Origin of the sequence: Microbulbifer flavimaris (genome assembly GCF_001641755.2) — a bacterium.
In the GTDB taxonomy this organism is placed as follows: domain Bacteria; phylum Pseudomonadota; class Gammaproteobacteria; order Pseudomonadales; family Cellvibrionaceae; genus Microbulbifer; species Microbulbifer flavimaris.
Map to the genome: position 1 here is coordinate 68,101 of NZ_LRFG02000002.1, position 12,718 is coordinate 80,818.

Consider the following 12,718-nt stretch of genomic DNA (forward strand, 5'->3'; position numbering starts at 1 on the left):
GACGCGGACACAGGTTGAGTCACGCGCCAGCCCGGGTCAGCGTACCTGCAGGCGCCCGGCCATCAGGTTTAACCAGGGGGTCACCCAGGGCCACAGTAGCGCCGTGGTAATGGCCGGCCACAGAAAGGTCAGCCCCGGCACAGGCTTGCCAGCAAGGTTGTGGACCCAGTTACCCACCACCTGCTGGATACCGACCAGCACGAACACCCACAACAGCTGCTGTGCCGGATTGAAGGCGCGCGTGCGCTGATAAGTCAGCAAACTGAAATAGGCCAGCACGGCCAGGGCCAGCGCATGGGTGCCCAGCGCCGCACCGGTGACTAGATCCTCCGCGAACCCCACCAGCCAGGCGAAACCCACCCCCAGGTTCTGGGGCATGCGGGTGATCCAGAAAATGACCAGCAGGGCAGTAAAAGAGGGACGAAACCAGAGCCAGTTCTGCGGCAGCGGCATGACCGCCAGCAGCAGCGCCATCACGATCGAGGCGATAATGAACCAGCGGTTATTCGCTTCCAAGGGCCTGCTCCTCGCCGGACAAGACGGCGAGCACGAAGCGGCTGCGGTTCATGCGCCCGCGGGGCTGCACCTCCGCCTCGGCGAATGACCGGCCCGGGTCCCGGGTGACCGACACCACCTCACCCACCGGATAACCCGCCGGGAAGCGACCGCCGAGTCCGGAACTGAGCAGCAAGTCTCCCTCGCGGATATCACTGGTGTTGGCCAGATGGCGCAGCTTCAAGCGGTACAGGTCACCAGTCCCCTCTGCCACGGCACGTACGCTATTGCGCAACACTTGCACCGGCAGGGCGTGACTGGCGTCGGTAATCAGCAGCACACGACTGCTGGACCCACCGGCCTCAATCACCTGACCCAGCAGGCCCGCTGCATCCATGATCGGTGTGCCGGGCACGACGCCGTCATCGCGCCCCTTATCGATCACCAGGACATGCTCCAGCGGATCCGGCGATACACCGATCACCTGGGATACCAGTACCCGCTCATCCAGCATCTCGGCGGAATTCATCAACTCCTTGAGCTGGGTGTTCTCCGCCTTGACCGCCGCCAGCAGCTGGCTACGCTGCTCCAACAGCAGGACCTGGCGCTTCAGACGGCTGTTCTCTTCCAGCAGTTCTTCGCGACTGCGCAACTGATCGCCCGCCCAGCCGGTTACCCGGGCGGGAGCATCGGTCAGCCAGTAGAAGGGTGTCACCAGTGCAGCAGCGCGCTCACGCAGAGGCTGCAGCCAGTCGGTGTAGAGATTGACCACGATCAATGCGGCCGCCGCAAGCCCCAGCAGGAGAATGCGGGACTCGGGCGAGGGACCACGGGTAAACAGCGGCTTAATGGGAAACCCCCATTAACAAATCAGTTTTTATTATCAGTTGGACACCAGGTACAGGCGGCTCTTGTCCATCATATCGAGCGCCTTGCCGCCGCCGCGAGCCACACAGGTCAGCGGGTCATCGGCGACGATTACCGGCAGGCCGGACTCTTCCATCAGCAGGCGATCCAAGTCCCGCAGCAGCGCGCCGCCGCCGGTCAGGACCATGCCGCGCTCGGCAATATCCGAGGCCAGCTCGGGGGGAGACTGCTCCAGGGCGCTCTTTACGGCCTGCACGATACCGGTCAGGGGCTCCTGCAGGGCCTCGAGAATCTCATCGGAATTCAGGGTGAAGCTGCGCGGCACACCCTCGGCCAGGTTGCGGCCGCGCACATCGATTTCACGCACCTCACTGCCGGCATAGGCACAGCCGATCTCTTCCTTGATGCGCTCGGCAGTCGCATCGCCGATCACGCTGCCGTAGTTGCGGCGCACATAATTGACGATCGCCTCGTCGAAGCGGTCACCGCCAATCCGCACGGAATCGGAGTAAACCACACCATTCAGGGAGATGATCGCGATCTCAGTGGTACCACCACCGATGTCCACCACCATGGAACCGCTGGCCTCCTCAACCTTCAGGCCGGCACCAATGGCCGCGGCCATGGGCTCCTCGATCAGCCAGACCTCGCGCGCTCCGGCACCCAGGGCGGACTCGCGGATTGCACGGCGCTCCACCTCGGTGGACTGGCAGGGCACACACACCAGGACCCGCGGGCTCGGGCGCATCCAGCTGTTCTCGTGCACTTTCTTGATAAAGTGCTGCAGCATCTTCTCGGTCACCTGGAAGTCGGCGATCACGCCGTCCTTCAGCGGACGAATGGCTGTGATGTTACCCGGGGTGCGCCCCAGCATGCGCTTGGCTTCGACACCAACGGCCTCGACAATCTTCTGCCCGTTGTAGTGGCGAATAGCGACGACGGAGGGCTCGTCGAGAACCACCCCACGGTCGCGAACGTAGATCAGCGTGTTGGCGGTTCCCAGGTCGATGGAGAGATCACTGGAGAACATGCCCCGCAAACGTTTAAACATGGAATTCGATTACCTTGTACAAAATTACGGCACCCTGTGCGGGTACGGTAGCGCAGACTAGTGCGCCGTAAAGCCTAGTTAGTCCGCGTGAATTATTCTGAGTTCCGAAGCCCAACATGGGGCCTCTTGCCCGATTCGGAGCGTACCTCGGGCAGAATCGGCAAACTCTAACAACGGCGCGGGTTCAGGGCAAGGCTGAATCCCCCGTTAATCCCCCCAAGTGCCTGCCACCTTCCTATCCCACCATCCGGGCACGTCGCGATGAGAATCGGCCGCGACTGTGCTAAATTTGCGGGCCCTCTGCCCGGCCATTGGCGCCCGGGCAGCAGCAAAACCACGAAAACGACCAAATAACGCAAGCTGGAGCCCACCCCATGGCCGTGGACGCGCAAACCGTACATCGACTGGCCGAGCTGGCCCGCATCGCCATCTCCGACGAAACCCTCGAGGAAATGAGCGGCCGCCTCGGTGACGTGCTCAAGCTGGTTGACCAGCTCCAGACCGTCAACACCGAGGGCGTCGCCCCGATGGCCCACCCACTGGACGCCAGCCAGCAGCTCCGCCCCGACCGGGTTACCGAGCAAGATTGCCGGGAGGCGATGCTGGCGCTCGCCCCCCAGAGCGAAGACGGGCTCTACCTGGTCCCCAAGGTTATCGACTGAGCCCTCAAGCCCCGCTGCCCACTCAAGAACAGGAACAACCCGGGAAGTTCATGCACCAGCTAACCATTGCCGACATTATCAAAGGGCTGCGCGAACGCCAGTTCTCCAGTACCGAGATCACTCGCCACCTGCTGGAGCGCATTCAGCAACAGGACGAGCGCTACAACAGCTTTATCACCGTTACCGCCGATGAGGCGCTGCAGCAGGCAGCGGCTGCAGACGAGCGGCTTGCTGCTGGCGATGCACCCGCAATGTGCGGCGTGCCCATCGCTCACAAGGACATCTTTTGCACCAGCGGCGTTCGCACCAGCTGCGGCTCCCGCATGCTGGACAATTTTGTCCCCCCCTATGACGCGGCGGTAGTGGAGAGCTTCGAGCGTGCCGGCGCAGTGAGCCTGGGCAAGACGAATATGGACGAGTTCGCCATGGGCTCGTCCAATGAGACCAGCTTCTACGGCCCGGTGAAGAATCCCTGGGATACCAACCGTGTGCCCGGCGGTTCTTCGGGCGGCTCGGCAGCCGCCGTGGCCGCCCAGCTGTGCCCAGGCGCAACCGCCACAGACACCGGCGGTTCAATTCGCCAGCCCGCCGCGCTGACCAATACCACCGGTATCAAACCCACTTACGGGCGCGTGTCCCGCTGGGGCATGATTGCCTTCGCCTCCAGCCTGGACCAGGGCGGCCCCATTGCCCGTTCAGCGGAGGATGCAGCGCTGATGCTGTCGGTGATGGCCGATAGCGACCCCCGGGATTCCACCAACCTGCAGCGCCCGAGCGATGACTTCACCCGGGACCTCGACCAGTCCATTCAAGGCCTGCGCATCGGCGTACCGAGGGAATATCTGGCCGAGGGTTTGAACAGCGACACCGATGAGCGCGTGCAGGAAGCGCTGCGCGAGTATGAAAAGCTGGGCGCGGAGCTGGTGGAGATCAGCCTGCCCCATACCCAACTGGCAGTGCCAGCGTATTATGTCATCGCCCCGGCAGAGGCCTCGGCCAATCTGTCCCGCTTCGATGGCGTGCGTTACGGACACCGCTGTGAAAACCCGGCCGACCTGCGCGACCTCTACATGCGTTCGCGGGGTGAGGGTTTCGGGGAAGAGGTTCAGCGCCGCATCCTTGTCGGCACTTACGCCCTTTCCGCGGGCTATTACGATGCCTACTACAACAAGGCCCAGCAGGTGCGTCGCCTGATCAAGCAGGACTTCGTCAAAGCTTTCGAGCAAGTGGACGTCATCATGGGGCCGACAGCACCCTCCCCTGCTTTCAAGCTGGGAGAAAAGCGGGCGGATCCGGTCAGCATGTATCTTGAAGACATTTACACCATCGCCGTCAACCTGGCCGGCCTGCCGGCAATGTCGCTGCCCTGCGGCACCGTGGATGGCCTGCCGGTGGGCCTGCAGATCATCGGCAACTATCTCGACGAGGCGCGCATGCTCAACGTTGCGCACCAGTACCAGCAGGCCACCGACTGGCACAAAGCCAGCGCAGTCTAGGAGGCGATCACATGGAATGGGAAATCGTTATCGGGCTGGAAGTTCACGTCCAGCTCTCCACCCAGTCGAAATTATTCTCCGGTGCCAGCACCCGCTTCGGTGCCGCCCCCAACACCCAGGCCTGCGCCATCGATCTGGCCATGCCGGGTACTCTGCCAGTGCCGAATGAAGAAGCATTCCGTTACGCCGTCATGTTCGGCCTGGCCATGAATGCGGAGATCGGCAAACGCTCGGTCTTCGAACGCAAAAATTATTTCTACCCGGACCTGCCGAAAGGCTACCAGACCACCCAGCTGGCAGAGCCGATTGTCGGTGCCGGTGAGATCGAGATTCACCTGGAGGATGGCAGCAGCAAAAGCGTACGCCTGCACCATGCGCACCTCGAGGAAGACGCAGGCAAATCTCTGCATGATGCTGTTTTCAGCGAAGGCCACGGTATGTCGGGTATTGACCTGAACCGCGCCGGCACACCGCTGATCGAAATCGTCTCCGAGCCCGACATGCGCAGTGCCGCCGAAGCGGTGGCCTACCTCAGGAAGATTCACAGCATCGTCACCTACCTGGGCATTTCCGATGGTGACATGTCCCAGGGCTCCATGCGCTGCGACGCCAACGTCTCCGTGCGCCTCAAGGGTGAGGAGAAGCTTGGAACCCGCACCGAACTGAAAAACATCAATTCCTTCCGCTTCGTCGAGCGCGCCATCAAGGTAGAGGCCCAGCGCCAGATTGACCTGATCGAGGATGGCGGCCGAGTGGTGCAGGAAACCCGGCTCTACGACGCGGACAAAAACGAAACCCGCTCCATGCGCAGCAAGGAGGTGGCCAATGACTACCGCTACTTCCCCTGCCCGGACCTGCTGCCGGTAGAGTTGACCGATGAGTACGTCGATACGATCCGCCAGCAGCTGCCGGAATTGCCGGACGCCAAGAGCACCCGCTTTGCCAGCGAATATGGTTTGTCCGCCTATGATGCCGACCAGCTGACCCAGGAGCGGGCCGTGGCAGAGTTTTTTGAAGCTGCCACACAGCACTGCGGCCAGCCCAAACTGGTGGCCAACTGGATGATGGGCGAGCTCGCCGCACTGCTGAATCGCGAGGAAATCGCCATCGCGCAGTCACCGATCAGTGCAGAGCAGCTGGCGGGGCTGATCGAGCGCATCGTCGACAACACCATCTCCAGCAAGATCGCCAAGCAGGTGTTTGAAGCCATGGCCAATGGCGAGGGCGATGCGGATGCAGTGATCGAAAAGCGCGGCTTGAAGCAGGTTTCCGACACCGGCGCCATTGAGAAAATGGTGGACGACGTGATCGCCAACAGTGCCGCCCAGGTGGAGAACTATCGCAGTGCCGATGAGGCCAAGCGACCGAAAATGATGGGCTACTTTGTCGGCCAGATCATGAAGGCGTCCAAAGGTCAGGCAAACCCACAGGTGATCAACAAAATCCTGAAAGAGAAGCTGGACGCACTACTGTAAAAGCAATTAGCGCGGCACCGAAACCTGCCAGCGGGTGGCCACCACTACCTTCGCTGGCAGCCAAGTGCGGGGTTGGCGCTCTCAAGGAGAGTAGCCACCCACTTTCCGCTCAATCACATTTATTTCGTACAACATTGACGCCCTGTGGCTCTTGCCAGGTAGCATGGCCAGCGTCCTATCAGATCAACAAAAGGAATTAACCCGTGAGCCTGAAAAAAGACAAACAAAAAGTCCTCGGCGAAGTCTTCGACGATGAGCGCATCGCCGGATTTCTGGTCGGCGAGGCACCGGAAGGCCGGAACCGGGATTATTATTTGCTGGAGCGCGCCTATCGGGGCATGAAGTCGGAAAACTTTGCCACCTTCATACAGCTGTTCCTGGCACACGGGGGCGACATCAATGCTCGCAATGCGGAGGGGCAGACTTTCCTGGCCCGCATAGCCGAACACCGCCAGAGCAACGATTACGCTGAAGTGCTTCGCAGCGCCGGCGCAGAGGTGTAATCCGCCAGTCATTTACGCTTGGGGAGCCAGTCCATGACATCCAATCCGTCTCACGGCCTCGACGCCCTGGTTCGCGGTGCAAGGTTACTGACACGCCGGGAACTTCGCCCCTTTATTATCGTGCCGCTGCTGATCAACCTGGTGCTGTTTATTGCGCTGACAGTCCTGATGTTCTCCCAGATCGGTGGGCTGGCGGACTACCTGGGCAGCCTGCTATCACACACGCCGGTGAATACCGAAGAGATGTCCTGGTGGCGGGCTTTCATGGCCAAAAGTGCTGCCTGGGCCGCCGAGGCGTTCCAGTGGCTGGCATGGCTGATTGCCATCGCCGTAGTGCTGCTATTTCTGTTTGTGTACGGTTACGCGTTCGGGATTATCACCAACATCATCGCAGCACCGTTCAACGGCTTTCTGGCCGAGAAAGTGGAGGAACTGCTCACCGGTCGCGCGCCACCCGCGGAGCCACTGGCAGCCATGGTCTGGCGGACAGTGGGCCGGGAGCTGCGCAAGCTGATGTATTTTATCGGCTGGGGGATCGTGATCTTTGTTATCGCCATACTCACCAGCTGGACGGTCTTTATCCCGGCGGTGCTCGGCGGACTCTGGGGCGCCTGGTGCATGGCGATTCAGTATGTGGACTATCCCCTGGATAACCACCAGCGCCCGTTTGACGAACTGAAGAGCGTCCTGCGTCGCCGCAAGTTCACGTCGCTGGGATTCGGCGGCGCTGTAATGCTGGCAAAAATGGTCCCGATACTGAATATCTTCGTCATGCCGGCAGCCGTCGCCGGCGGTACAGTTTTGTGGGTCGAGCGCCTGCGCATAGAGGGAGATCCCGGTACTGACAAGGCGCTGGAGCAGGATTCGCAGGGATAAGCAGCCGCGGCCCTGCCCCACTTCGCACTGACAAAGCACCAAATCCAGAATCGAAGGTAAGGTGCCAGGGCGGGCATTTCGAGCCGTCGGCGACAGGGACGTCGCCGACAGAGCGTACAGGGAAGTATTCACAGCGTTTCGAAATGCCCGCCCTGGTGCGTTACCGCCCCAGCCATCGAAAAATACAGTCCGGGTTTGTCAGCCAGCTATGGCAGGCCTGCTCTGCGACTTCCTTAACTCAATTCTTCAGCCAGCTCCACATCACGCAAGTAGCGTGGCTCGACTAACCCGAAGGTAGCCGGTCGAGAAGTTCCGGCACCAGCTGCTCCGAGCCAAAGGTGCTTAGGTGATCGTCGTCACGGTAAAGGGGCCTCCCATCCGCCTGAATCTGGCAACGGGGATGGCACAGGTCAGGCACCAGGCTCTCCCGCTGCACCCCGAATTCCTCAACCAGGGCATCGAAGATAGCGTTGGTGCGCTGATTTCGCGCCCGCACGTCTTCCAGGGTCGGGGCTGCCTGCAACTGAGCGCCTACGAAGTCGGCGCTGACAATGGCCATTGGCACGGAGAAAGCAATCTCGGGAATACTGTCTACGATCAGCACCTCTCGTCCTGTCGCGCGAACCCTGGCCACGGTCTCAGCCAGGCCGCGGGAAACCAACTCCGCATTGTTTGTTACAGACTCCCCAGCATCCGTTTCCGCAGCCGCTGACTGAGTGCCCGCCAGCCCCATAATCGCCGGCGGACCGCCTTCACCAGGTGAGCGCTCACCCTCCACTACCAGCGCCCAACGAGCCACCAGAATAACCGTGCCGATATCCTCTCTGCTTTCCAGCATCTCCAATACCTGCGCATTGAAACCATCGCAGCCATGGGCAGGCCCCATCTCCACCCGGACCACTCCCAGCAGCGGCGCACAGGCAGACTTCACGGCAGCGATGCCACGATGACCGTTTTCGGCCAGCCAGCGCTGGTAGCCCGGCAGGAAAGCGCCAGCGTGGGAATCGCCCCAGAGGAGATAGTCCGCGTCGCCAGCCTCATTACTGGCAGGGCCAAATTCACAAAGCCCTTCTTCAGGAGTCCGCCCCATACAGCGGCGCTGCTCCGGCGTGCGCTCGATGGCATCACGATAGGTCGCGAAAAGTTCCGCCGGCAGCCGACTCGGCACGCCCTTTGCCACATTGATTACCAGCGCAACAGCCACAATGACTGTAGCCAGCCCGCCGCATGTGCGGATCAGGGCGCGCCGCGATAATCCAGCAGGCAACGGGTGGCGGAATGGGGCTTCCACAAACCGCCAGCTCGCCCAGCCCAACAGCAGGGAAAGAAAGATGGCCTGTGCGACCAGCTCCATGGGAAGCTCGGTACTGCCGTGCAGCAGGCGCATCAGCACCAGCACCGGCCAGTGCCACAGGTAGAGCGAATAGGAGATGAGGCCCACCGCCACAAGAGGCCACCAGGACAGCAGCCGTCCAGTCGCCGTCTGGCCCTGCCCGCCGGCCCAGATCAGAGCGGCGGCACCGCCACAGGGTAACAAAGCGGCCAGACCGGGAAACGGCGTCCGGGCATCGTAGAAAAATACACTGGCGAAGATCATGGCGAGACCCAATCCAGCCGCCAGCTCTGCCTGCCACTGTCTGCGCGCCGGTGGCAACGCCCCCAGCGCAATCAGCGCCCCCAGGCCCAGCTCCCACACCCTGCTGGGCGTAAGGAAATAGTTGGCAAATGGCTGCGCCTTGGTGGCCCAGACTGACAGCCCCAGCGAAAGCACACAGACGCTGACGACACCCAGCAAAACCGAACGCCGTCCACGAGCGACCAGCCAGCACAACAATAGCGGGAAACCGAGATAAAACTGCTCTTCGACAGACAGGGACCAGGTATGCAGGAGCGGTTGCCACTCGGCATCAGTGCCGAAATAATCCTCCGTGCTTTGCCAGAACCAGAAATTCGATACGAAGAACACCGTCGCCAGAACTGACTGTGCCAGTTCCTTGAAAGGCTCGGGCGGCAGCACAAACCAACCGGTGATAAGCGACACCAGCAGGACGGCAAAAAGAGCCGGCAGGATTCTTCGCGCCCGGCGCTCATAGAAGTTTGCCAGTGAAAAGCGTCCCTCGCCGATCTCCCGCAGCAAAATTCCAGTAATCAGGAAGCCAGAGATAACAAAAAACACATCGACGCCGACGAAGCCACCGGAAAATCCAGGCAGCCCCGCATGGGCAAAGAGAACGGGCAGAACCGCAACAGCGCGCAAACCGTCAATATCGCGACGGTATCCAAATCTACTCACAATCGAAAACCAGAGACAAACTATTCAAAAAAAGAGTGGAAACATGTCCATCCCTGGCGCACCCGGCTGGTGCGACTCGACCGTCAGGGTCGCGCTTTTACAATTTCGCGGTGGCCACTCCAAGTCACCACGCATCAAAAACAGATCAACCCGTTCAAGCTTCCCGCTGTTTGCGCGAAACTCAGCGCCCATTGCGCTTGCGGCCGCGCAGTCGCTCCCACCACCTGTTCGGTTCAGGCTCAACGGCCGCGGTGGGCTCGAGACACTGCCTCAGCGACAGCAACTCTCGCCCCCGCTCTGTCTCGACCCCCGCTTCGTCACAGAGCGCTTGCAGCGGTTCCAGCAACAGCGCATCCCGCAGTTCCAGCGGCTTTCGCAAACCGGTCTCGAGCAAATCCACTGTCCAATCCGCGACGTCCTCTACCAGCAACCGATCATTTCCCACCTCGGGATAACCGTCGAAGTCATCGCTGAAAGCGAGGCCTGAGGCATGCGGGAGAAAGTGCTGATCCAGATCACGGTTGCTGGACTCAAACTGGCGATAGAAAGCCTCAGCGGAATTCCGGGCTGGTTTCAGCCGGGTTTCGTCGCGCTGCATTCGCGGCTTGAGCTTTTTGAGCTGGCGGGGGTCCAGGCCCAGCTCGATCAGCCGATGGCTGAGCACGAATTCCTTGCGTGAGACACATTCGTTGACACGGCATGGTTCCAGCTCAACGCCAGTGCCTAACAGAGCGACAAAGTCGGTGACGATATCTCCACCCTCGAGATCCGAAGCCTGGAATCGTCGAACCCGCAACGCATCTTTTCCGAAGCGTTCCGCCCAGAGATGAAGCTTGGCACTGTAGTCATAGTAAGCCCTGACACACTCGGTCAGCTGAGGGAAAGCGCCACCATCATGACCGAGCAGCTTGCTCGACGAGCTTCGATCCCTTTCACAGCCCCGCGCAGCCTGCTGCTTGAACGATACTGCCTGACGATCCTGTCGGCGCAGGTAGACGACCACGACAGTGCGGTCGAAGTAACGCTCGCACAGCCGCTGGACTTGGCCAATCTCCTCCGGGGTATGAAAAAAAGAAAAATGCTCAGCGGAAACGATGACGTGCTCAGCTTTGCTGGAGCTGAGTAACTGGTCAAAGCGCTCGTTCAGGGAATAGCAGACCCGGCCGTCATGCTTGCCGACGTCGATCGCCCCTGAGGAGTTACCTTTCTTCCCCAGCGCGACAAATTCATATCCCTCAGCCAGCAGCTGCTCCCGACCACGGGTCAGCGCAAGCTGCAACGACGTAGAGCCAGTCTTGTGGAAACCGATGTGCAGGTAGAGAGTCCGCATGGAAGCAAAAGCAGGTCGTTATCAGGGGCAGGCTATCTGTCCATGATACCCGGCCAGCTATTTTAAAACGCGGGCACAGCCCGCGCTTTTCGTCAGCGGCGCGGCCGTCGGCCGCCACCACCACCGCCAGTACGACGACCACCGCGGCCGCCATCACTGCGTTTGACGTGGACCTTGGGTGGCTGCACCAGCAGCGTTTCCGGGGGCTGTTCGCACTTCAGCTTCTGACCCAGGAGTGCCTCGATGGGTTCCAGGCGCATGGCATCATCTTCACAGGCAAAACTGATTGAGGTTCCGGTCTTGCCTGCGCGGCCGGTACGGCCAATGCGGTGCACGTAATCCTCGGGCTCCTCCGGCAGGGTGAAGTTCACCACGTGGCTGATACCGTCGATATGGATACCACGGCCCGCCACATCAGTGGCCACCAGCACCTTGGTTTTGCCGGACTTGAAGTCCTCCAGCGTGCGCACACGCTTGTTCTGAGCGATCTCCCCGGACAGCAGGCCGGCAGCAATGCCATGCGCCTGCAGGTTCTCGTGCAGTCGACGGCACTGATCGCGCCGGTTGGCGAATACGATCAGGCTGTCTACCTCGTCACTCTGCAGAATGTTGTAAAGCAGCGTGTATTTCTCCTCGCTTGCAGCCAGGTAGACATGCTGCTCGACAGAATCTGTCGCAACCCGTTCCGGCTCAATCTCGACGATCACCGGCTCGTCGGTCCACTGCTCGACCAGCGTGTCCACCTCAGGGGTGAAAGTTGCGGAGAAGAACATGGTCTGGCGATGGCTCTTGCGGGGGGTCTGACGCACGATGCGGCGCACCTGGGGAATGAAGCCCATGTCCAGCATGCGATCCGCTTCATCAATCACCAGGATCTCGACCTGGTCCAGGTAGCAATCGCGGTTACCGGCAAAGTCCAGCAGGCGCCCCGGTGTGGCCACCAGGATATCCACCAGCCTTTCATTCAGCTTGCGCTGCTGTTTGGCATAGTCCATGCCGCCAACCAGGGTATGGATTTCCAGATCGGTGTGTTTGCAGAGCGCCTTGGCGTCGTCTGCGATCTGCATGACCAGCTCACGAGTCGGCGCGATCACCAGCGAGCGGGCCTCACCGGCATAGCGCTCGCCCTCCAGAGGATTCTTCAGCAGGTCGTCGATGATGGTGATCAGGAATGCCGCGGTCTTGCCGGTACCGGTCTGGGCCTTGCCCACCAGGTCGTGACCGTTGAGCGTATGCGGCAGAGACTGCCCCTGGATGGGGGAGGCATACTGGAAGCCCAGGTCCTGAATCGCATGCATCAGCTCATCGGGTAGACCCAGGTCGTGAAAGCGCACCTTGCCCTCTTGCTCCGGTACCTGGAAATCCGCCAGGGACCAGGGCTTCGCCTCTCGCTCCTGCCGCTTGCGCCCCTGACCACTGCGGCGGCGCTGGCGCGATTCACCAGTTGCAGAGGAAGCCTTGTCGGCATCGGCGGCATTTGACTCCCGACCGGACTTGCGCCGCTCGTGCCCGGCTTTGACGCCCTTGCTGGCGCCTTTACCGGAACGGTTGCTGTCACCTCCGGACCGGCCGCGCCGCTCTGCGCGACCTTCGCTTTCTGGCTCGGACTCGGTGGTCTTGCGCTTGTCTGACGCCGATGATGAACGGCGAAACAACTTTCCTATCAAGAG

Annotated in this window: 11 protein-coding genes; 5 read left to right on the plus strand and 6 right to left on the minus strand. The window is 61.0% G+C overall.

The window, feature by feature from the left end:
- Positions 1-36: 36 nt before the first annotated feature.
- Genes mreD through AWR36_RS05160 form a run of 3 tightly spaced genes read right to left on the minus strand, consistent with a single transcriptional unit; the run spans position 37 to position 2,413 of the window.
- Positions 37-516, minus strand: a complete 480-nt coding sequence (gene mreD / locus AWR36_RS05150; RefSeq protein ID WP_067082093.1) for a rod shape-determining protein MreD — start codon at positions 514-516, stop codon at positions 37-39.
- Positions 503-1,345 (minus strand): rod shape-determining protein MreC, encoded by an 843-nt coding sequence (mreC, locus tag AWR36_RS05155; RefSeq protein WP_082679414.1) that lies wholly within the window; start codon positions 1,343-1,345, stop codon positions 503-505. The genes mreD and mreC overlap by 14 nt, the downstream gene beginning before the upstream one ends.
- A gap of 33 nt (positions 1,346-1,378) precedes the next feature.
- Positions 1,379-2,413, minus strand: a complete 1,035-nt coding sequence (locus tag AWR36_RS05160) for a rod shape-determining protein (RefSeq protein ID WP_067082099.1) — start codon at positions 2,411-2,413, stop codon at positions 1,379-1,381.
- 374 nt (positions 2,414-2,787) lie between these two features.
- Here AWR36_RS05160 and gatC point away from each other — a divergent pair, with 374 nt between their 5' ends.
- The 5 genes from gatC to cysZ all read left to right on the plus strand — a co-directional run bounded on the left by gatC (position 2,788) and on the right by cysZ (position 7,425).
- A complete protein-coding gene (gene gatC, locus AWR36_RS05165) occupies positions 2,788-3,075 on the plus strand; it encodes an Asp-tRNA(Asn)/Glu-tRNA(Gln) amidotransferase subunit GatC (protein ID WP_067082102.1) in 288 nt (95 codons plus the stop codon).
- Positions 3,076-3,125: 50 nt separating this feature from the next.
- Positions 3,126-4,571 carry an Asp-tRNA(Asn)/Glu-tRNA(Gln) amidotransferase subunit GatA gene (gatA, locus tag AWR36_RS05170; protein WP_067082105.1) on the plus strand — a complete coding sequence of 482 codons (1,446 nt, stop codon included), beginning with the start codon at positions 3,126-3,128 and terminating at the stop codon, positions 4,569-4,571.
- A gap of 11 nt (positions 4,572-4,582) precedes the next feature.
- Positions 4,583-6,046 (plus strand): Asp-tRNA(Asn)/Glu-tRNA(Gln) amidotransferase subunit GatB, encoded by a 1,464-nt coding sequence (gene gatB / locus AWR36_RS05175; protein ID WP_067082108.1) that lies wholly within the window; start codon positions 4,583-4,585, stop codon positions 6,044-6,046.
- Positions 6,047-6,249: 203 nt separating this feature from the next.
- Positions 6,250-6,549 (plus strand): PA4642 family protein, encoded by a 300-nt coding sequence (locus tag AWR36_RS05180; protein WP_067082111.1) that lies wholly within the window; start codon positions 6,250-6,252, stop codon positions 6,547-6,549.
- A 33-nt stretch (positions 6,550-6,582) separates the two neighbouring features.
- Positions 6,583-7,425, plus strand: coding sequence for a sulfate transporter CysZ (gene cysZ / locus AWR36_RS05185; protein WP_067082114.1), 843 nt, complete (start codon positions 6,583-6,585; stop codon positions 7,423-7,425).
- Positions 7,426-7,708: 283 nt separating this feature from the next.
- Here cysZ and AWR36_RS05190 read toward each other — a convergent pair whose 3' ends face one another.
- From AWR36_RS05190 to rhlB, 3 genes are all read right to left on the minus strand, one after another.
- Positions 7,709-9,718, minus strand: a complete 2,010-nt coding sequence (locus AWR36_RS05190; protein ID WP_067104533.1) for an acyltransferase family protein — start codon at positions 9,716-9,718, stop codon at positions 7,709-7,711.
- Positions 9,719-9,899: 181 nt separating this feature from the next.
- Positions 9,900-11,048, minus strand: coding sequence for a hypothetical protein (locus AWR36_RS05195; protein WP_141398472.1), 1,149 nt, complete (start codon positions 11,046-11,048; stop codon positions 9,900-9,902).
- Between the two features lie 92 nt (positions 11,049-11,140).
- Positions 11,141-12,715 (minus strand): ATP-dependent RNA helicase RhlB, encoded by a 1,575-nt coding sequence (rhlB, locus tag AWR36_RS05200; RefSeq protein WP_067082122.1) that lies wholly within the window; start codon positions 12,713-12,715, stop codon positions 11,141-11,143.
- Between the last annotated feature and the right edge of the window lie 3 nt (positions 12,716-12,718).

Bases quoted from the DNA above. Each gene is read 5' to 3' on its own strand.
- AWR36_RS05195 (WP_141398472.1), bottom strand. From the start codon at position 11,048: ATGCGGACTCTCTACCTGCACATCGGTTTCCACAAGACTGGCTCTACG.
- AWR36_RS05160 (WP_067082099.1), bottom strand. From the start codon at position 2,413: ATGTTTAAACGTTTGCGGGGCATGTTCTCCAGTGATCTCTCCATCGAC.
- gatA (WP_067082105.1), top strand. From the start codon at position 3,126: ATGCACCAGCTAACCATTGCCGACATTATCAAAGGGCTGCGCGAACGC.
- cysZ (WP_067082114.1), top strand. From the start codon at position 6,583: ATGACATCCAATCCGTCTCACGGCCTCGACGCCCTGGTTCGCGGTGCA.
- gatB (WP_067082108.1), top strand. From the start codon at position 4,583: ATGGAATGGGAAATCGTTATCGGGCTGGAAGTTCACGTCCAGCTCTCC.
- gatC (WP_067082102.1), top strand. From the start codon at position 2,788: ATGGCCGTGGACGCGCAAACCGTACATCGACTGGCCGAGCTGGCCCGC.